The 19,444-nt window shown below is 33.3% G+C and carries 19 protein-coding genes and 1 tRNA gene; 10 read left to right on the top strand and 10 right to left on the bottom strand.

Going from position 1 to position 19,444, the window contains the following annotated elements:
• Positions 1-49: 49 nt before the first annotated feature.
• The 4 genes from xerD to M2326_RS10170 form a co-directional block, all read right to left on the bottom strand.
• The gene (xerD, locus tag M2326_RS10185; RefSeq protein WP_264619459.1) at positions 50-946 is read right to left on the bottom strand and encodes a site-specific tyrosine recombinase XerD; all 897 of its coding nucleotides are present in this window, start codon (positions 944-946) and stop codon (positions 50-52) included.
• Between the two features lie 77 nt (positions 947-1,023).
• A complete protein-coding gene (locus M2326_RS10180; protein ID WP_264619458.1) occupies positions 1,024-1,650 on the bottom strand; it encodes an outer membrane beta-barrel protein in 627 nt (208 codons plus the stop codon).
• Between the two features lie 634 nt (positions 1,651-2,284).
• A complete protein-coding gene (locus M2326_RS10175) occupies positions 2,285-3,226 on the bottom strand; it encodes an OmpA family protein (protein ID WP_264619457.1) in 942 nt (313 codons plus the stop codon).
• Positions 3,227-3,350: 124 nt separating this feature from the next.
• A complete protein-coding gene (locus M2326_RS10170) occupies positions 3,351-5,678 on the bottom strand; it encodes an outer membrane beta-barrel protein (protein WP_264619456.1) in 2,328 nt (775 codons plus the stop codon).
• Positions 5,679-6,080: 402 nt separating this feature from the next.
• Between M2326_RS10170 and M2326_RS10165 the strand changes: the two genes are divergently transcribed.
• The 3 genes from M2326_RS10165 to M2326_RS10155 all read left to right on the top strand — a co-directional run bounded on the left by M2326_RS10165 (position 6,081) and on the right by M2326_RS10155 (position 9,050).
• Positions 6,081-6,647, top strand: coding sequence for a porin family protein (locus M2326_RS10165; RefSeq protein ID WP_264619455.1), 567 nt, complete (start codon positions 6,081-6,083; stop codon positions 6,645-6,647).
• A gap of 75 nt (positions 6,648-6,722) precedes the next feature.
• On the top strand, positions 6,723-7,136 hold the full coding sequence (locus M2326_RS10160) for a type II 3-dehydroquinate dehydratase (RefSeq protein ID WP_264619454.1): 414 nt from the start codon (positions 6,723-6,725) through the stop codon (positions 7,134-7,136).
• A 342-nt stretch (positions 7,137-7,478) separates the two neighbouring features.
• A complete protein-coding gene (locus tag M2326_RS10155; protein WP_264619453.1) occupies positions 7,479-9,050 on the top strand; it encodes a S41 family peptidase in 1,572 nt (523 codons plus the stop codon).
• Between the two features lie 256 nt (positions 9,051-9,306).
• Here the strand turns inward: M2326_RS10155 and M2326_RS10150 are convergent, their stop codons facing one another.
• From M2326_RS10150 to M2326_RS10135, 4 genes are all read right to left on the bottom strand, one after another.
• The gene (locus M2326_RS10150) at positions 9,307-10,173 is read right to left on the bottom strand and encodes a cation diffusion facilitator family transporter (protein WP_264619452.1); all 867 of its coding nucleotides are present in this window, start codon (positions 10,171-10,173) and stop codon (positions 9,307-9,309) included.
• Between the two features lie 83 nt (positions 10,174-10,256).
• Complete coding sequence (murA, locus tag M2326_RS10145) at positions 10,257-11,570, bottom strand: UDP-N-acetylglucosamine 1-carboxyvinyltransferase (protein WP_264619451.1); 1,314 nt, start codon at positions 11,568-11,570, stop codon at positions 10,257-10,259.
• A 74-nt stretch (positions 11,571-11,644) separates the two neighbouring features.
• On the bottom strand, positions 11,645-12,361 hold the full coding sequence (locus tag M2326_RS10140; protein ID WP_264619450.1) for a DUF4290 domain-containing protein: 717 nt from the start codon (positions 12,359-12,361) through the stop codon (positions 11,645-11,647).
• A gap of 93 nt (positions 12,362-12,454) precedes the next feature.
• Positions 12,455-12,739, bottom strand: a complete 285-nt coding sequence (locus M2326_RS10135) for a DUF493 domain-containing protein (protein ID WP_264619449.1) — start codon at positions 12,737-12,739, stop codon at positions 12,455-12,457.
• A gap of 151 nt (positions 12,740-12,890) precedes the next feature.
• Between M2326_RS10135 and M2326_RS10130 the strand changes: the two genes are divergently transcribed.
• From M2326_RS10130 to M2326_RS10110, 5 genes are all read left to right on the top strand, one after another.
• Positions 12,891-13,436, top strand: coding sequence for an AAA family ATPase (locus tag M2326_RS10130; RefSeq protein WP_264619448.1), 546 nt, complete (start codon positions 12,891-12,893; stop codon positions 13,434-13,436).
• A 12-nt stretch (positions 13,437-13,448) separates the two neighbouring features.
• Positions 13,449-15,344, top strand: coding sequence for a RecQ family ATP-dependent DNA helicase (locus tag M2326_RS10125; protein WP_264619447.1), 1,896 nt, complete (start codon positions 13,449-13,451; stop codon positions 15,342-15,344).
• A complete protein-coding gene (gene fmt / locus M2326_RS10120; RefSeq protein WP_264619446.1) occupies positions 15,344-16,291 on the top strand; it encodes a methionyl-tRNA formyltransferase in 948 nt (315 codons plus the stop codon). The genes M2326_RS10125 and fmt overlap by 1 nt, the downstream gene beginning before the upstream one ends.
• A 176-nt stretch (positions 16,292-16,467) precedes the next feature.
• Positions 16,468-16,740 carry an HU family DNA-binding protein gene (locus M2326_RS10115; RefSeq protein WP_108740556.1) on the top strand — a complete coding sequence of 91 codons (273 nt, stop codon included), beginning with the start codon at positions 16,468-16,470 and terminating at the stop codon, positions 16,738-16,740.
• A 120-nt stretch (positions 16,741-16,860) separates the two neighbouring features.
• Positions 16,861-17,421 (top strand): YqgE/AlgH family protein, encoded by a 561-nt coding sequence (locus M2326_RS10110; protein WP_264619445.1) that lies wholly within the window; start codon positions 16,861-16,863, stop codon positions 17,419-17,421.
• A gap of 165 nt (positions 17,422-17,586) precedes the next feature.
• Here the strand turns inward: M2326_RS10110 and M2326_RS10105 are convergent, their stop codons facing one another.
• Both M2326_RS10105 and M2326_RS10100 read right to left on the bottom strand, forming a co-directional pair.
• Positions 17,587-18,426, bottom strand: coding sequence for an aminotransferase class IV (locus tag M2326_RS10105; RefSeq protein WP_264619444.1), 840 nt, complete (start codon positions 18,424-18,426; stop codon positions 17,587-17,589).
• Positions 18,427-18,481: 55 nt separating this feature from the next.
• Positions 18,482-18,874, bottom strand: a complete 393-nt coding sequence (locus M2326_RS10100) for an START-like domain-containing protein (RefSeq protein ID WP_264619443.1) — start codon at positions 18,872-18,874, stop codon at positions 18,482-18,484.
• Positions 18,875-19,025: 151 nt separating this feature from the next.
• Here M2326_RS10100 and M2326_RS10095 point away from each other — a divergent pair.
• Both M2326_RS10095 and M2326_RS10090 read left to right on the top strand, forming a co-directional pair.
• Positions 19,026-19,099 (top strand) — tRNA-Met (locus M2326_RS10095).
• Between the two features lie 53 nt (positions 19,100-19,152).
• Complete coding sequence (locus tag M2326_RS10090) at positions 19,153-19,371, top strand: hypothetical protein (protein WP_264619442.1); 219 nt, start codon at positions 19,153-19,155, stop codon at positions 19,369-19,371.
• The last annotated feature ends 73 nt before the right edge of the window (positions 19,372-19,444 follow it).

Genomic DNA, 19,444 nt, shown 5'->3' with positions numbered 1-19,444 from the left:
AAAACTAATAGAAAGAGTCTATTCTATTCAATCAAAAACTATAAATAAACTATTTCCTAGGATGACAAGCATTCATTACCTCAGCCAAATATTTTCTGTCCAAGTGTAAATAGACCTCTGTAGTCGTAATTGATTCATGACCCAACATTAATTGTATCGAGCGAAGATCTGCACCATTCTCTAGTAAATGCGTCGCAAAGGAATGTCTAAACGTATGTGGACTAATTTTTTTTTGCAATCCGATTTCAGCAGCTAAGTTTTTGATGATAGTAAAAATCATGGCACGTGATAACTGCCCTCCTCTCCTATTGAGAAATAATGTATCTTCAAATCCTTTCTTTATCGTGATATGAGAGCGAATAGAAGTTCTATAAATATGAATGTACTTTTGTGCCAATTCTCCAATAGGGACAAACCTTTGCTTATTCCCTTTTCCAGTAACTTTGATAAATCCCTCCTCAAAAAACAAGTCTGAAATCTTAAGTGCAACCAATTCTGAAACGCGCAAACCACAACCATATAGCAGTTCCAACATCGCACGATTACGCTCACCTTCTTGCGTACTCAAATCAATTGCAGCGATCAAAGCATCAATTTCTTGGATTGCCAAAGTACCTGGTAGTTTCCGACCTGTTTTTGGACTTTCAATCAATTCCAAAGGATTATCTGTACGATAGTCCTCAAAAATTAAATAACTAAAAAAGCTTTTTAAACCCGAAATTATTCTCGCCTGAGAGCGCGCATTAACTTGAGAGGAAACATCATAAATAAATTGCTGAATCGTTTCTTCTGTAATTTTTATAGGAGAAACAACAATTTGGTTGGCATCCAAGAACAGACACAATCTTTCAATATCAAAAGTATAGTTATCAATTGTATTCTTTGACAGACCTCTTTCTATACGTAGATAAGATTGGTAATTTTTAATATCGATATTCCAATTCATATTACAAATTAACGACATTTTAAGGCATAAAAAAACCTCTCGATTAGAGAGGTTTCTTTATAATGATAAGTAATTGACTAAAAAATGTATCCAATACCAAAACTTCCTGTAGCGAAAGGGTTTGCGATATTTCCGCTTAAGTCAAAACCAAAGTTTGAAACACTTTTTTGTCCAGGAGCATCCACCTTAGCAGTACTGTAGCTCAATATGTTTTTTAATGCAAAATTCAAAACCAAACGCTTAGTTACAAAGTAGTTTATCCCTAAACCAATACCTGCTCCAAGACCATTTGCTTTTGATGCTGCAGATCCAATACCATCTTTTGAATGTCCATACGCCACATTAGCATCTGCATACGTTTTAAATCTTTGTCCTAGTTCTAAGAAATAATAACGACCGAAAACACCTGCTGACATAGTAGTGTTTTTTGAAGTATCTACTCCAGCTGTTTCTTTTTTATTTGTTCCTAAACCTAATTCTGCACCAATAGCAAATTTATCTGATAGGAAATAACCAACTTTTGGAGCGAAATTAAAAGAATTAGTTTTCACCTCCGTATTATTGTTATTGGACGAATTGAAACCTAAATTCCCTTCAACAAGTACATTTCCTTTTGAGAAACCATACTCTTTGGCACTTGAATCTTGTGCGTTTGCGAATGAAATTGCCAGTAATGCAATGGCTAATAAAATTACTTTTTTCATGATTATTATATTTTTAAAGCAAAATTATAACTATTTACTCAAGGAGATACCTGCCGAAATTAAATTAAACACTTATTTAACTTTAAGAAAAACATCTCTTAAATGTAAAAAGCTATAGCTCAATAATTTCCACAAACATTAAATAATTGCATTAACAATTTTATAACTAAAAGATACTTAACCATCTACATAGAATATTGAATTTGATTCGTAAAAGATATTATTTGGCTCTTATTTTAAAAGAATCATCTACCAAATGATTAGCTATCGTCATCATAACTTTCTATAATTTAAATTAGTATTGAATTCATTTTTAAACATTTAAGAATTCTTTCCTCAAGTCAATGAATAATGAAGCGTCTTTAAATTACTTTAGAAATGAGAATTAATTCTATCTTATTTTGAGAATCACAAAAGCTAAACCCTCTTTTATAAAAAAAATCCCAGATCAATTATTGATCTGGGATTTAAAAATGTACAGTCTTTATAAAACTATTTGAAACATTGTGAAACACAATTATCTACTGCAATTGAATTTTAATGAATTATCTTTTAATCATTAACAACAATTCAGCACGCATTGTAAGAGATATGAATACAATTTGCAACTGTACCCTACCCTTCTTCATCATTATTATTTAACTGTTATAGACATATCAACACGTCTAGCATGTTGCGCAGTAGAGGTCTTATCTTCACCTTTGAAAGTAGCTAAAATTCTAGAAGCATCAATTCTATTATTCACAAATGCATTTTTCACAGCATCTGCTCTGCGCATAGAAAGTTGTTTATTATATGCTGAATTACCACTTGGACTTGCCCAACCTTCTAATAAAATATTTGCTTCTGGATATTCATTTAATATTTGAGTTAAATCTTGAATGTATTTATAGTATTCATTAGCTAACGTTTCAGAGTTATTAGCAAAATAAACTTGCTGTTTCCAATAGGTTTTCTCTTTATTTGACACATTCACAGTAGAAACTTTATTTTCTGAAGCCTTAATTTTTGCTTGCAAGTCATTCATTTGCTTTTTAATTTTTGACAATTGATTTCTCATTGCATTTAAACTATCATTTGCCTTTTGACTTTTAGCTTCTGACAATTGATTTCGCATTGTATTTAAACTATCATTTGTCATTCTACTGATTCTACTTTTAGAAACTACCGGTTTTACATTTCTAAGGGAGTCAATTTTTGCCTCCAACTCTTTAATTCTAGAAGTATTTGGGCTAGCTACTACCGTTCTAGTTTCAACAGGTTTTTGTGCGTACATAGGACTACTGTTAGATTGACTAGGTAAAATTATAGTAGAACTATTTCTACCAGTAGTGGGTAATGTTCGATTCGAAGAACTTAGATTATCAATTCTCTGATTTAAATAATTTAACTCTCTAACTAGTTGTTGATTTGAGATTGAGTTATTAGTATAACTTTCAAATTGATTATTTTGTTGGTACTTAAGTCTCAAATCTGCTAAATCTTGTTTCACTTGTCTATTTTCTCTCTCTTTCAATTGAGATCGTCTTGCTTCAGCAACCGTACTCAAAAATGAGCTCAATTCTGTTTTTGTCATAACGATGGTACTTTTTTCTGTAGAAGTAGTATCGCTTTGTGCGAAAAGACTACATGAAAATAAGATGCAAATGCAGGGTACCATTGTCTTCATCTTTATTACTATACTAGATATCATCATATTATTAAAAATTAAATTTATACCCTACAGATATTTGGTGTATTCTGATAAAATTATGCGCTGTATAATCTGCATATAGTTTACCACCAAGCACATTGAAAGTTGTTCCTAAAACTACATTGGGACTAAAAGTGCTTTCTCCCACTGCATGATTATACCCTAATCCTAATCCTAAATATGGCTCCGCAATAGCTCCCCTATTTACTGCAAACGGCATAACAACGTTTGCATTAATACCAAATCCTGTGTCTTTACCAGGAGCAATATATAAATCTGGCATAAATCTAAAATTTGAATTAGTGAAATTGTAATTTCCTCTAATCCCAACAATCATAGCTGCTTTATCAGCAATAACTGCCCCAGTAAACAATGACATTCCTTCGTTAACCACTAATCCAGTTACAACACCTTGACTACTATTATCTGCTTTAACTGTAGAATTACCATTTACATCAGTTTCAATTCTATTAGGTGATTGTTGAATTGTTTGCGGCAAAACTGGTGATTGTTGACCTGCAGAGATTACCACTGTTTTATCTTGACCTTGGTTATTCATTGCACCAAGGTTGTTGATTTTTTCAGTATTAGCATCTATTTTAGAATTAAGTTGGTTTAATTTATCAAGAATTTTTTGAGAAGCTTCATCTTGAGTTGCAGGAGATAAATTCTCTCTGTAAGTACCAGTATTAATCTCTAGTAATAATTTTTCTAAACGATCCATACGTTGATCCGTACTTTGCGCTTTACGAGAATCTTCATCCACACCTTGAATTACTTTTTCAATCATATTTTCTAATTCTTTCGGTGTCATTTCAACTCTAGATTCTTGAGTTTTTTTATCTTCTTCGGAGTTAGATTTAGAATCTTTCATTTTATTTTTGTCTAAATCCTTGTCATTACTTTTACGTTGTTGTGCTTCTATAGATCTTTCAAGTTCTTTCTTTTCTTCAATTATTTCTACCGCTTTCTTAGTATCATTATTTTTATAAGCTTTAGCCAATTCAGATTCAAGATCATTGATTCTATCTTCGTAAACTTTCGTTTCTGCTTTAACTTTCTGATCAATTTCATTTCTTAAAATTTCATCAGTATCATCAGCTTTCTTTCCTAACTGAAAACGAATTCCTGCTGTATACATAACATGTTTTTTCAATTCATCCGGAGAAATAGTATTTACCAAATCATTACCTGTACGGTCGGATGTGAACATTAAACTAGCATCCCCAAATAACTCAACATTTCTTCCTACTGGTATATTTAAACCTGCTCCACCTTTTGCAAAATAACCTGAGTTTGCTCCTGTTAAACCATCTTTACCTATATAGCTATTTTGATTTACATTTAAGTAACCACCACCAACTGTTATGTAAGGTACTACTCCACGAGAAACATTTAATTTGGCAACAAAATCACCACCATACATTTCTAAATTATCAAAGTCAAATGATAATTGTTTATTATTAGTTGCTCTGTAATAATACCCTCTAATTCCAACATATTGATTCAAATCAAAACCAACTTTACCCCCAAGTAAGTAAGTATCTCTTAAATTAGTAGAATTATCAAAATTAATATACGCCCCAGCAGGCTCAACTACCAATTTAAAACCTCCTAATCCTCCTGAATACTTATTGCGATAAGCTCTATCTAATGGACTTAATTCTTCTGGAACACGACCTCCTAAGTAAAGCTGTAATCCAGCCAAGGCTGACCAGTTTGACATTCTAGTGTTATTATTACTTCCTAATAATCCCTCAAATTCACTTTGATTTGGTCCATCTTGGTATAAAATAGAATTTGGGTTTAGATTAAACACCGTATTTTTAGCCTCCAAGTTTAGAAATAATCTTGTTCCTAATTTAATTTGAGTACCTAAACCTACATTTACATAAGTTTGATCCGATTTTAACTTTGTCTGTGGAGCACTATCTGCATTAATGTCTACAGTTAATTTTTGAACCCCTGCACCTAGAGTAAAATAGGGTACAAATGTTCCTCTAGTAGGAATATTAGCTTTAAATTCAGCACCATAACGTTCAATACCTACGGAACGTGAATTAAAATTGTTAACAAAATCATTAGAAAATATATCAAAATTACGTACCGTATTTTTTATATCAGCAGATTTTTCATAAACTCCTCTTAATTCGATTGACTCTCCAAAACCAAAACCTAATCTCGCTCCGTACAAAACACCATCCTCAATTGCTGAATTTTTATCAAACCAATTGTAACTTGCAGTTGGTTGCAATGTAACTGTTACATCTTTCATCTGAGCATTTGCGTTGATTCCAAAATATGCCAACGCACAAATTGTGATAATTTTCTTCATGTTGTTGAATTTAAATTTATAAAATAATTAGGGTTCTTTTATTTATAAATAACACTTCTGCTTTTAAAATCTACTATCACTTATTCTGACATTTCTTTAGATAAATAGCCTACCTTAATTGTTGATGTTTTCTATAAATTAATTGTTCTACAAAAATAAAATATACGTCCAAGTTTGCTCTTACACAATTTTTGTTAATTCTTACATAAGTTTAATGTTTTAATAATTAACATTAAAGGATTGTCTTAGTAAAGGAGCGATTATAACACTGTATGATTCTATAATATCAAAATTTACTACACCGTAAACATTGGTATTCTATAAAATATTTTAATAATTATACAACAACTATCAAAATAAAGAGTTTTAAATTGCACGATATAAAACTTCAAATTTACAAACATGAAAAAGACTATTTTATTCGCTGCAGTACTATTAGGAATGGCTACAATTACACAAGCACAATCTATCCGATTTGGTATTAAAGGGGGGATTAATTATGCCAATCAAAACGGTACTAATATCACATTGAATAATCAAAACTATAATTCAACAGATGCTATTACTAGCTACCATGCTGGATTGGTTGCTGAAGTAAAATTATTTGAAAATTTCGCTATTCAGCCAGAGCTTTTGTATTCTACTCAAGGAGCAACTTACAAAAATGCTACCCAAGAATTCAAAAATGAACTAGGTTACATTTCTATTCCTGTTGTTGCCAAAATATTTTTGAATAAAAGCCTAACTTTAGAAGCAGGTCCGCAAGCTTCCTTCTTAATGAGTGAAAGAAATAAATTTGACTACAAAGATTCAAAAACTTTTGAATTTGCTGGTGTTGTAGGTTTGGGACTCAACCTTACTAAAAACCTATTTTTACAAGCTCGTTATGGTTTAGGACTTACAGAAGCTAGTAAAGATGCTCAAACTAAAAATTCTACCTTTCAACTTTCCGCTGGTATTCTTTTCTAAAAAGAAACCCAACAAAATAATGAAAAACCGTTCTGTAATTGGAACGGTTTTTTTATTTTTACAAAAACATTACACATGAAAATTTGCATCATTAACGGACCAAACTTAAACCTTTTAGGTAAACGAGAACCCGAAGTCTATGGCAGTCTTACTTTTGAAGAATACTTCGCAGGTCTACAAGCCAAATATCCAAATATTGATTTTGCTTATTACCAAAGCAATATCGAAGGCGAATTAATCAACAAAATTCAAGAATTTGGCTTTACTTATGACGGTATTATTTTGAACGCTGGAGCTTACACACATACTTCCATTGGCATTGGAGACGCCATCAAGGCTATCACCACTCCAGTGATCGAGGTTCATATATCAAACACATTTTCAAGAGAAAGCTTCAGACACCAATCCTATATTTCGGGTAATGCAAAAGGAGTAGTACTTGGTTTTGGATTAAAAAGTTACGATTTGGCTATCCAATCCTTTTTGTAAATCATCATACAACTAGACAAAACGAGTTCGAAAATATTTTAAGCTCGTTTTTTTTTGTGCCTAATCCAGCTGTTCGTTATAGCCCTCCTTCAAAAGGCTTTTTTTATTAGGTCAGTACAGGAGCTTCCTTCGGTCGCTCTGTACTTCCCGCAAAAAATAGCCTTTTTTCAATCGGGGCTGTCACTGCCATCAGGGGCAATAAGATGTTCTAGCTGTTTTTTTTTATTTTAGTAAATTCGCACACAGCCCTTCAATTATTTTCGACAAAAGCGAACTTCGTTACTCTAAATATAATTTCAAAACACTTATTACTTATACTCTACATAAAAAGAAATACGGTCAATGAGAAAATTAATATTACTGTTTTTTAGCATTCTGTTTTTTACTCAATGCACTTCCGTCAAAAAGAAAAACGAACTTTTACAAGAATTTATCCCTATTGACAAACTACACTCAGACGTTGATTTCACTTATAGAAAACTACAGCAACTACACCCAAATTTATATGAGTACATTGATAAAGTTGTTTTGGATCACAAATTTGATAGCCTAAAAAATACAATCAATACTCCTCTAAAACCACTTGATTTCTACAAAAAGTTAAGTCCCATCGTTGCAGCCGTAAAACAAGGACATTCTGTAGTCTATGGTCCTACTACTCTTTTTACAAAAAGAGAAACCAAAGCAATACTCAAAAGAGGGATAGGACCACTTTCACAATTTGAATTCAGTTACCTTAACGACAAACTATACGTTATAAAAAATAAATCTACTACTAGAAGCATTCAACCAGGTACAGAAGTTATTGGTATAAACCACATAAAACCCATTGATTTAATTACAGAATACAATAATTTCTATACGTCTGACGGCTATAATACTACATTAAAAAAACTACAATCGAGCAAACGATTTAATACTTTTTTCACCATTGAAAATGGGATTCACGACAGTTTGGAATACCAATTTCAATACAAAGACAGTTTAAAAAAAATCACAATAAGTAGACTCAAAACAGTAACTCCCGAAAAGAAATTTGCATCAATTACTCCCTCAAAAAAACAACCAAAAATAACAGCAGTCGAAAGAAAAGCGCTCAAAGCTTTGAAGAAAAAGAAAAAGACCAACGGTTATAATAAAGAAAGTGAAGACTATAATCGAAATTTAGATTTCATCGGTAAAGACAGTACTATTGCGCTATTGAAAATAAGAACATTTACTAATGGAAATTATAAACGCTTTTATAAACAAAGTTTTGAAGCACTCAAAAAATATCAAACAAAGACACTAATCATAGATTTAAGAGACAATGGCGGTGGACGCCTAAGTGAAGTAGCATATTTATATTCCTATTTATCTGATTCTTCATTTGTGTTCTTACAAAAATCGGAAGTTGTATCTAGAGGTAGTTTATTCAAAGGTGCTTACTGGCATGGTGGTTCTTTACCGATAAAAGTATTAAAAGTACTACTTACACCGATAGTGTATTCTTATATTTTGGCTACCGTTCATAAAAACAAAAATGGTAAAAACTATTATGCTACTGAAACTAGCAAACACAAAGCCAGCAAAAATGTATTTAAAGGAAAAATATATGTAATAACCAACGGTGGAAGTTTTTCTGCCGCTAGTATTCTTTCATCAAATTTAAAAGGGTCCAAAAGAGCTACCTTTGTTGGAACAGAAACAGGTGGTTCCTATAACGGAACCGTTGCTGGTTTTATGCCTATATATCAATTGCCCAACTCGCATTTAAAAATCCGAATAGGTATTATGGACATGAAACCCTATTTCTCCACTCCTATCAAAGGACACGGGATTTATCCTGACAAAGAAATTAATCTTAAACTTAATGAAATTCTTACTGAAAAAGACCCTGAATTGGATTGGATTTTACAGGACATTAAAAAGTGATTTACTTTCATCTAGGCTTTTTATTTTCCAGTGACTATACGTAAGATTTTCAGAAGGACAAACTAAGCTGGCGTTGCAATTATAAAACGATATTAACCTATATTATACTATTTTTTTTGCAATCCTGAATGTTTTGCGTGAAGGATTGTAGTGAAAATCCTTTTTTGGAGCTTTTTCTGCTCCAAAAAAGATTGAAACGGAAAGCCTGACCCGCGTTTTTCAGCGGGGCACGCCCAAGTTCTAATCCTATCTTTAATTAATCCGGCTCAATATGAATCAATATATTCCCTAATTTTGGAATTTCGTGTTTTAAATGGTCTTTTAATTGATGGGCTAAATCGTGGCCTTCTCTCACGGTAATTTCGGAGCTCACCCTCGCATGCAAATCCACGTGGTAGACCATTCCGGCTTTTCGAATGTAGCATTTTTCGGTCCCCAAGATACCATTAACTTGACTGGATATTTCTCTAATTTCTAGGACTAAATCATCATAAAAATGCTCGTCCATGATTTCGCCTAATGCAGGTCTGAAGATCATATAACTATTGTACACAATAAATCCCGAAGCCAAAAGAGCTGCCCAATCATCGGCTGCTTCGTACCCTTTTCCTAAAATCAAAGCTATCGTAATTCCAATAAATGCGGCTATTGATGTAACAGCATCACTGCGATGATGCCAAGCATCTGCGCGAAGAGAAGAACTGTTGGTCTGAATAGCCTTTTTCATCACTAATCGAAAAGAATATTCCTTCCATACTATGATGACTCCCAAAACGATTAGAGTCCAAGGTTTGGGTAATTCATGTGGTGTTTTGATATTGATTATACTCTCGTAGGCAATAACAACGGCTGATGCGATGAGAAAACCAACTACTAGAAAAGTAATTAAAGGCTCGGCTCTACCGTGGCCATAAGGGTGATTTTTGTCGGCTGGCCTACTAGCATATTTGATACCAAATAGCACCAAAAAAGAAGCAAAAATATCTGTGGTAGATTCAATTGCATCTGCAATCAAGGCATAGGAATTTCCAAAAAACCCAGCCAACCCCTTGAGGATAGACAAAATGGTATTTCCTATAATACTAAAATAGGTAGCTTGTATGGCTTGGTCTTGATTTGACATTTTTATTCAAAAAAAAATCGTTTAAATAACCTCTTTGAAACTCATAAAGATTATTTAAACGATTGTATACTATTTATATGATTTTATTCTTCTCTAATAATTTTTGCACCGATAGCTCTTAATCTTTCATCGATATTTTCGTATCCACGGTCTATTTGTTCAATATTTTGAATCGTACTAGTTCCTTTTGCAGAAAGTGCTGCTATTAACAAAGAGATTCCCGCTCTAATATCTGGTGAAGACATTGTTGTTGCTTTTAGGGTAGATTTGAAATCATGTCCCATAACTACTGCTCTATGCGGGTCACATAACATAATTTTTGCCCCCATATCGATTAATTTATCAACGAAGAACAAGCGACTTTCAAACATTTTTTGGTGAATTAAAACATCACCTCTAGCTTGGGTAGCAACTACAAGAAGAATACTCAATAAATCGGGGGTAAATCCTGGCCATGGCGCATCTGCAATAGTTAAAATTGAACCGTCGATATCTGTTTTTACTTCGTAACCATTTTCATGAGTTGGGATGTAAATATCATCGCCTCTACGTTCTATGGTAATCCCTAATTTTCTGAAGGTATTTGGGATCAAACCTAAATTATCCCAACTTACATTTTTGATTGTAATTTCGCTTCTTGTCATGGCAGCAAGTCCAATCCAAGAACCTATCTCGATCATATCTGGTAGAATTCTATGTGTACATCCACCTAGACTTTTAACTCCTTCTATAGTCAATAAATTAGAACCTACACCCGTAATTTTGGCTCCCATAGAATTCAACATTTTACACAACTGTTGCAAGTAAGGCTCACAAGCGGCATTATAAACTGTAGTAACTCCTTTGGCAAGTACAGCAGCCATTACAATGTTTGCAGTTCCTGTTACAGATGCTTCGTCTAGTAGCATATCTGTTCCAATCAATCCTTCTGGGGCTTCAACACCATAAAAATGATCTTCTCTGTTATAACGGAATTTTGCTCCAAGGTTGATAAACCCCTCAAAGTGTGTATCTAGTCTTCTTCTACCGATCTTATCTCCACCTGGCTTTGGAATATATCCTTTTCCAAAACGAGCTAAAAGTGGCCCAACGATCATGATTGAACCTCTTAACGAACCACCTTCTTTTTTGAAAGCTTCCGTTTCTAGGTACCCCATATTTACTTCGTCCGCCTGAAAATCATAAGAACCTTTTCCGTTTTTATGAATTTTCACACCTAAATTCCCTAGAAGTTTTATCAATTTATTAATATCAATAATATCCGGAATGTTATTTATCGTTACTTTTTCGGGAGTTAACAATACGGCACACAATATTTGTAATGCTTCATTTTTTGCTCCTTGTGGCGTGATTTCACCTTTAAGACGAATTCCTCCTTCAATTTTGAATACTCCCATTTGTGGTATGCGTTAAATTTATAGTTTGTTTGTTTTTAGTTTTTTCTCCCCTCAAAAAATTTGAAAATATATTCCTATTTTTGATTGTTATTTTTGTTATACGTTTTTTTAATGCTTTGATTCTTCTTATTGGTTTGAATTTTTGGCACTATTCCGGTATTGATTTTATTGGACATTCTTTTATTGGTTCGCAATAAATCAGTCGTATTAAGTAATTCCTCATCGCTTTGAATTAAATTCAATTTACCGTCTGATAATTCGTATAAATGTTCAAAAATGACATCATCCTTAACCGTGTCTTTATTCCAACTTAAATATGATTTTTTCATGTGATTGGCGATAACTTTCACCAAGGCACTTTTCATATCACCATCTTCCCATTTGTTGGCTACATCAATCATGTACTTTATATTATTTCCATAATATCTGTACTTTGGGTAGTTTTGTGGGTATTCAAGAATATCTGGTCTTAATTGTAAAACCTCTCTTGACGGAATAGGATAAGGTGATTCTACATCCAATTTAAAATCGGACATAATAAATAATTGATCCCATAGTTTGTGTTGAAAGTCAAGTACATCACGCAAATGAGGATTTAAAGTTCCCATTACTTGAATAATGTATTTTGCTGCTTTGTTACGTTCTTCTACGTCTACTATTGCCGTTGCTTGATCGATCAATTTTTGTAAATGACGACCATACTCTGGAATAATCAAATGCGATCTTTCGGCGTTGTACTCTAGGTGGTACACCACATCATTTGCATTTTCTTTTTGGTATTTTGAATTCATAAGTGAATTAAATTTTGAATCTAAAGCGCTGGCCATTATTGGTAAAAAAGCTTATCTGAGGTATAAAGCAAACCAAGGCATTATGATTTGTTTCTACAAAGAAACAATTCCCTCGATTGCAGATAGTTCTATGTATTTCTCAATAACTTCTTGAGGATTTTTCATTTGTACATCAATAGAAATACTTGTGAATTTTGCAGTTTTTGATTGTGTCGTTTTGATTACAGCACCCATACAATCAAAGGCTTCTTCAATTTTGCCAATTTTAGCGGCATCCGTAGGGACTATAAATTTGTATAAATACAAGGCAGGCCATGAACTACTTCTTTCTAACTCTGCTTGTAACCTTTCATAGAATTCTTCTGACTTCTTTTCCATCCTTGTTTCTAAAATATTAGCAAATATACGTTTTCAAATGGAAAATAATAACTATCCTATCTGATTTTTTGTCAAAACTAACATAATAACGGCGCTCATTTTTTTTCTAATACCAAATAGTTTCCTTAATTTTGAATCTTATTTCAAAATCGTGCAAAAAAACATTATCGTACTCATAGGAGGACCTGGAACAGGAAAATCATCAATCATTAACGAATTGACAGACAAAGGCTTTTGTTGCTACCCCGAAATTTCGAGAGAAATAACTCTAGAAGCAAAAAAAAATGGAATAGATCAACTTTTTTTGGAGGATCCGCTTCTTTTTAGTCAATTATTACTCGAAGGACGTCAAAAACAATTTGATGCAGCAAATCAAGAACCTCACCTCAATGTCTTTATAGATCGTGGTCTGCCTGATATTCTTGCTTATATGCATTTTGCTAAACAAGAATACCCAGTACATTTTACTACCTCTTGTCAAAAACACAAGTACACCAAAATTTTCATGCTACCCCCTTGGGAAGCCATTTACAAAATTGATGATGCTCGTTATGAGACCTACGAGCAAGCTCAAGAAGTACACCAACATATTGTAGATACCTACAAATCATTTGGCTATACCCCAATCGAAGTTCCAAAAGATACGATTGAAAACCGCACTGCTTTTATCTTAAATGCCCTTAAACACGAACTATAAAACCCACTGCCTATGTCTGAAGCATTAGAAATCCTAAAAAAATACTGGAAACACGATCGTTTCAGACCTCTTCAAAACGATATCATCGATACCGTTTTGAGCGGAAAGGATGCTTTTGCTTTATTACCTACCGGCGGTGGAAAATCAATTTGTTTTCAGGTTCCTACTTTGATGAACAAAGGAATTTGCTTGGTTATCTCTCCTTTAGTCGCTTTGATGAAAGACCAAGTAGCCAATTTGCAAAAGCGAGACATCAAAGCTATTGCTTTGACGGGAGGAATAAAATCCAACGAGATGATAGATCTCTTGGATAATTGTGAGTTTGGAAATTATAAATTTTTATACCTTTCCCCCGAACGATTACAGTCTGACTGGATCATAGAACGCATAAAAAATCTCGATATCAATTTGATTGCTATTGACGAAGCGCATTGTGTTTCTCAATGGGGACATGATTTCCGACCTGCCTATTTGAAAATTTCGAATTTAAAGACACTCTTCCCAAAGGTCCCTTTTTTGGCACTGACTGCCTCGGCAACCGCTCGCGTAAAAGAGGATATTATAAAAGAACTAGCATTAGAAAATCCTGTCCTTTATCAGCAATCATTCGCTAGAAAAAACATTGCGTACATGGTTTTTGAAGCAGAAGACAAGCTTTTTAAAATTGGACAAATTTTAAAGAAAAATCCACAACCTTCCATTATATATGTTCGCAATAGAAAATCCTGCTTAGATATTTCGTCACAATTACAATCTTTAGGTTTTAAAGCCACTTATTATCATGGTGGCCTACCCTCGAGAGAAAAGGATAAAAATATGCAACTCTGGATGGATGAGAAAGTGCAAGTAATTGTTGCTACAAATGCCTTTGGAATGGGAATTGACAAAGCAAATGTAAAAACAGTCATCCACATTCAGCTTCCCGAAAACATTGAAAATTACTACCAAGAAGCTGGGAGAGCAGGACGAAATGAAGAAAAAGCTTTTGCTGTTTTACTAACTAGTCCTTCAGACACAAAGCAAGCAGAAAATCAATTTATCAAAAATTTACCCGACAAAGAGTATCTCAACATAATTTACCGAAAGTTAAATACCTATTTTCAAATTGCATACGGAGAAGGTATCGATGAAAAATTTAGCTTCAACCTGAACCATTTTTGTGTAAAATACAATTATCCTGTTCTCAAGACCTATAATGCGATTCAGTTTCTAGACCAACAAGGGATTTTGACTTTAGCACAAGAATCCTCTCAAAAAATTAGCCTACAGTTTATAATTTCTTCCAAGGAAGTGTTACGCTACCTGAGTCTAAATCCTAATGACGAAGAAATTATTTTGGCCATTTTAAGAACCTACCCTGGGGTTTACGAAATAGAAACTGCTTTTAATTGTTCACTCATTGCAAAAAAATCAAAAAAAACAGAAAAACAAGTAGTTACTATTTTAGAGAAACTACATGAAAAACAAGTAATTGACTACCATTCTAAAAACAATGACGCTTCACTTACATTTAACGAAATAAGAGAAGACGAACGCACAATAAGTCGTGTTGCCAAATATCTTGAAAAACAAAACAACTTAAAGAAAGCCCAACTAGAGTCCGTTTTACACTATGTAAAAGAAGACAATATTTGCAAAAGCAAACTCATCCTATCTTATTTTGGAGAAAAAGAGGCCGATAATTGTGGAATTTGTTCTTATTGTATTAGCAAGAAACCAAAATCAAAAGACCTTAAATCTGTTAGTCAAAACATAAAAGATTTATTGCGAAATCAAGATTTAACTTCAAGAGATTTGCAAAATAGTACAAATACAAGTCCAGACACGCTTATCTTTGCCTTACAAGAACTCTTGACCAATGAAGAGATTCAAATACAACCCAACAACACCTATACTTTAAAATTATAATGGAAAATTTACGAATTGTTTTTATGGGAACTCCTGAATTTGCAGTAGGGATTCTGGACACCATCATCCAAAACAACTATACAGTAGTGGGTGTCATTACCGCAGCCGACAAACCTGCTGGTCGTGGACAAAAATTAAAATATTCTGCCGTTAAGGAATATGCTTTAGAACACCACCTCAACCTATTACAACCTACTAACCTAAAAGACGAAGGTTTCTTGGCCGAATTAAAAGCTTTGAATGCCAACTTGCAAATAGTAGTTGCTTTTAGAATGTTACCAAAAGTAGTATGGGAAATACCTGCCTTAGGAACCTTTAACCTTCATGCTTCCTTATTACCCAATTATCGTGGAGCCGCACCTATTAACTGGGCTATCATCAATGGTGAAGAAAAAACGGGGGTCACAACCTTCTTCATAGACGACAAGATTGATACTGGAGCTATGATTTTAAATAGTGAAATAACAATCGATCCAAATGAAAGTGCAGGTCAACTACACGACCGGCTAATGACCATAGGGAGCAGTACCGTAATTGATACCCTAGCTTTAATCGAAAAAGGAAACCCAAGCACAACCATTCAAACTGATTCAATTGAAATTAAAACAGCTTATAAACTAAACAAAGAGAACTGTAAAATAGACTGGACAAAATCTCCAAAAGAAATTCATGACCACATAAGAGGCTTGAGTCCATATCCTGCTGCGTGGGGAATTATCGCAGACAAGAATGAAGAATTGAATGTTAAAATTTATGAATCTCAAATTATTAATGAGGAGCACAAACTAAATGTAGGTTCCATTGTTTGTACAAAGAAAGAAATGAAAATTGCAGTAGCAAATGGATTTATACAGATAATAAGCTTACAATTCCCAGGTAAAAAGAGAATGACAACGGCGGACTTACTGAATGGAATCACATTTTCTGAAGACGCAAAAGCTTTTTAACCCCCAAAAACACTGGTTATTATAGTTTTCCCAATAAAAACAAGCTTATTTATGAACAAAAAAACTAAGTTATCAACAAAACTGTCCTAATTTAAGCAAAACACTTGCGTGCTAGGGATTTCCTGCTAAATTTGTATAGTAAGAAAACATTAACCAACAATTAATAACTTTAAATTATGAACAAGTCAGAATTAATCGATGCTATCGCTGCAGACGCAGGAATCACTAAAGCAGCTGCAAAATTAGCTTTAGAATCATTTTTAGGAAACGTAGGTGATACCTTAAAAAAAGGAGGTAAAGTATCTCTAGTAGGTTTTGGATCATGGTCAGTATCAGCTAGAGCTGCTAGAGACGGTAGAAATCCTCAAACAGGAAAAACTATCCAAATCGCTGCTAAGAATGTTGTAAAATTCAAAGCTGGTGCAGAATTAGAAGGAGCTGTAAACTAATACACGTTTCCCTCTTATAGAAACAAAACCTTCCTTATGGAGGGTTTTTTTTTCATTTATTCGTAAAAACTTGGTTTTTTTTTGTTTTTTTTCTTAAATTTAATAAAAAATTACAGCGCTATGATTTCAGAAAAATTAATAAAAGGACAACTGCTTATATCTGAGCCTTCTATAATTGGAGATTTATCATTCAATAGATCTGTGATTTTATTAGCAGATCATGACAAAGAAGGATCAGTAGGATTTATCATCAATAAACCATTAAAATATACCATTAATGATCTTGTACCCGAGATAGATTCTAAATTTAGAATTTACAACGGTGGACCAGTTGAACAGGACAACCTTTACTTCATTCACAATGTTCCAGAATTGATACCAAATAGTGTAGAAATTTCAAATGGAATATATTGGGGAGGTGATTTTGATTCTGCCAAAAACCTGATCAATGAAGGAACTATTACAAAAAATAACATTCGATTTTTTCTAGGATATTCTGGTTGGCATGAAAATCAACTGGAAACAGAAATGAGTACTAATTCTTGGATCATAACTACCAATACTTATAAGAACAAGATTATTGGTAAATCTCCTACTCATTTTTGGAAAGATCAAATTAAAGAGCTTGGTGGCGACTACCTCATTTGGTCCAATGCTCCAGAAAACCCATATTTGAATTAACAAATTTATTTTATATACAAAAAAAAGTTAAACTCAATTGCATACGACAATTGCTGTTTAACCTTTTTTTATTTATAATCAATCACCAAAAACCTCCTACAGTATTATCAGTGAATTAGTTATTTTCTATTTTAATTCAAAAATAAATAATTTAATAAACCTAGACTAGCTTGGCATGATTTGATCATTTAGCCTTTCAACTAATGCAGTAGCTAAATCAGAACTAAAATTCTTCTTACGATACTTTGTTATAGATTGAACTCCTTTAATCACATTTGTAATAAATAATTCATCTGCTTTTTGAAGATCAAAAGGCGAAATAATATCTTCTACAACTTCTATATTGGCAGTCTTTTTGGCTAAAGCCAAAATTTGCTTTCGCATCACACCATTCAAACACCCTTCTGAGATAGGAGGCGTAATCAATTTATCACCTATTCGCATGAAAATATTTCCTTGAATAGCCTCAACAACATTTTTACTATCGTTCAATAACAAACAATTATCGAGTTCATTTTCGAAAGCAAAAATACTAGCCGTTGTATTAAGGATTCTATTGGTCGTTTTTATTGAAGACAACAATTGCTTCGTGATATAAAAGTCTTTAAATAGATCAACCTCATAGTCGCCTGATGCTACACTATAGAGCTGCTGCTCCAATACACTAGCATGAATAAGATAGGACACGTCATTGGTTGTAGGTAAATAATAGCCACCATCGTTTCTAAACACGGTTATTCTCACTCTAGCAGAAGTCAACATATTATTGACAGACGCAACAGAAAGCAACTGCTCTTCGAGATGTTCCATGGTAAAATTCATAGGAATCTCCATACGCACCACACGCATAGAAGCCATTAATCGAAAATAGTGATCTTCTAGAAAAAGAACTACACCTTTTACTATTTTTACTGTCTCAAAAACTGCATCACCATATAAGAAAGCACGGTTTTGCGTTAAAATATTGGCATCCTCTGCCACAATCGTTCCATTAAAATTAATCATAAAAAAAGCCCTGAATTTTGTTCAGGGCAAATATAAGTTTTAATATAGTACTATACTAGACAGAACCTAATAGATGTTTTAAATCTGATATTTGATTTTCCCACAATAACTTTGCTTCATCCACTTCATCTGCTTCAGCAAAATCTACGACCATCAAAGAAACGTCTTTTGTCAATTCATCTACAAGTATATGAATTTCAAAAAAGGTATCGGTATCTTTATTATTATCATCTACCCATTTGAATTTTACTTTTTCTCCAGACTTCTTTGATGCTAATCTAGCTTTTTCTTCTGAATCATTCCAAATAAAAGTAAAAAACTCACCACGAGAATTCACATTGTCTGCAAACCACTCTGACAATCCAGAAGGTGTAGAGATATATTGGTACAATAACTGTGGAGATGAATTAATTGGGAACTCAATTTCGTAACGTACTTTCTGATCCATGAGGTAATTTAATTTTTTTCGAATATATACATTATATGTGCGAAAAAAAAACGTTTTTAAATTTATTTTATTTTTTTCATTTTTTGCTTGTGTGTTTTAATAAAAGTTTTATCTTTGCACCCGCAACGAACAACAGTCGTTCTTTGCATTTGGCGAGGTAGCTCAGTCGGTTAGAGCGCAGGATTCATAACCCTGAGGTCACGAGTTCAAATCTCGTTCTCGCTACAAGATTAAACTCAATGGAAAAGCGGCTTAGTGTACACTAAGCCGCTTTTTTTATGCAATCAATTTCACTACTTTTACGTGCCGTACACGTTTCCGTACACGATTTGCCTATGAAACCTAACCATAACAAACCTAAATTCTACACTGGAGGAGTTGACATTTTACGATGGAACAAACTCTCTAAAGCTGAACAAAAAGAAGCTCTGTCTAAAGAATGGTATCTTTATTTTTCTTTTAGAAACCCTGAAACAACTAAACCACTATGGACTTAAAGTCCATAGATTTGGTTGTCAGACTTAAAGTCTGCATGTTGCTAGTCTTCAATTATGAAGTTATCATTATTAC

It is taken from the genome of Flavobacterium psychraerolatum, from assembly GCF_025960985.1.
Classification (GTDB): domain Bacteria; phylum Bacteroidota; class Bacteroidia; order Flavobacteriales; family Flavobacteriaceae; genus Flavobacterium.
The sequence above is the reverse complement of the archived record's forward strand: the minus strand, read 5'-3'. Positions and strand labels throughout refer to the sequence as shown.

Excerpts from the sequence above, each read along its gene's own strand:
- xerD (WP_264619459.1), bottom strand. The coding sequence starts at position 946 with ATGAATTGGAATATCGATATTAAAAATTACCAATCTTATCTACGTATA.
- M2326_RS10180 (WP_264619458.1), bottom strand. The coding sequence starts at position 1,650 with ATGAAAAAAGTAATTTTATTAGCCATTGCATTACTGGCAATTTCATTC.
- M2326_RS10175 (WP_264619457.1), bottom strand. The coding sequence starts at position 3,226 with ATGACAAAAACAGAATTGAGCTCATTTTTGAGTACGGTTGCTGAAGCA.
- M2326_RS10170 (WP_264619456.1), bottom strand. The coding sequence starts at position 5,678 with ATGAAGAAAATTATCACAATTTGTGCGTTGGCATATTTTGGAATCAAC.
- M2326_RS10165 (WP_264619455.1), top strand. The coding sequence starts at position 6,081 with ATGAAAAAGACTATTTTATTCGCTGCAGTACTATTAGGAATGGCTACA.
- M2326_RS10160 (WP_264619454.1), top strand. The coding sequence starts at position 6,723 with ATGAAAATTTGCATCATTAACGGACCAAACTTAAACCTTTTAGGTAAA.
- M2326_RS10155 (WP_264619453.1), top strand. The coding sequence starts at position 7,479 with ATGAGAAAATTAATATTACTGTTTTTTAGCATTCTGTTTTTTACTCAA.
- M2326_RS10150 (WP_264619452.1), bottom strand. The coding sequence starts at position 10,173 with ATGTCAAATCAAGACCAAGCCATACAAGCTACCTATTTTAGTATTATA.
- murA (WP_264619451.1), bottom strand. The coding sequence starts at position 11,570 with ATGGGAGTATTCAAAATTGAAGGAGGAATTCGTCTTAAAGGTGAAATC.
- M2326_RS10140 (WP_264619450.1), bottom strand. The coding sequence starts at position 12,361 with ATGAATTCAAAATACCAAAAAGAAAATGCAAATGATGTGGTGTACCAC.
- M2326_RS10135 (WP_264619449.1), bottom strand. The coding sequence starts at position 12,739 with ATGGAAAAGAAGTCAGAAGAATTCTATGAAAGGTTACAAGCAGAGTTA.
- M2326_RS10125 (WP_264619447.1), top strand. The coding sequence starts at position 13,449 with ATGTCTGAAGCATTAGAAATCCTAAAAAAATACTGGAAACACGATCGT.
- fmt (WP_264619446.1), top strand. The coding sequence starts at position 15,344 with ATGGAAAATTTACGAATTGTTTTTATGGGAACTCCTGAATTTGCAGTA.
- M2326_RS10115 (WP_108740556.1), top strand. The coding sequence starts at position 16,468 with ATGAACAAGTCAGAATTAATCGATGCTATCGCTGCAGACGCAGGAATC.
- M2326_RS10110 (WP_264619445.1), top strand. The coding sequence starts at position 16,861 with ATGATTTCAGAAAAATTAATAAAAGGACAACTGCTTATATCTGAGCCT.
- M2326_RS10105 (WP_264619444.1), bottom strand. The coding sequence starts at position 18,426 with ATGATTAATTTTAATGGAACGATTGTGGCAGAGGATGCCAATATTTTA.
- M2326_RS10100 (WP_264619443.1), bottom strand. The coding sequence starts at position 18,874 with ATGGATCAGAAAGTACGTTACGAAATTGAGTTCCCAATTAATTCATCT.
- M2326_RS10090 (WP_264619442.1), top strand. The coding sequence starts at position 19,153 with ATGCAATCAATTTCACTACTTTTACGTGCCGTACACGTTTCCGTACAC.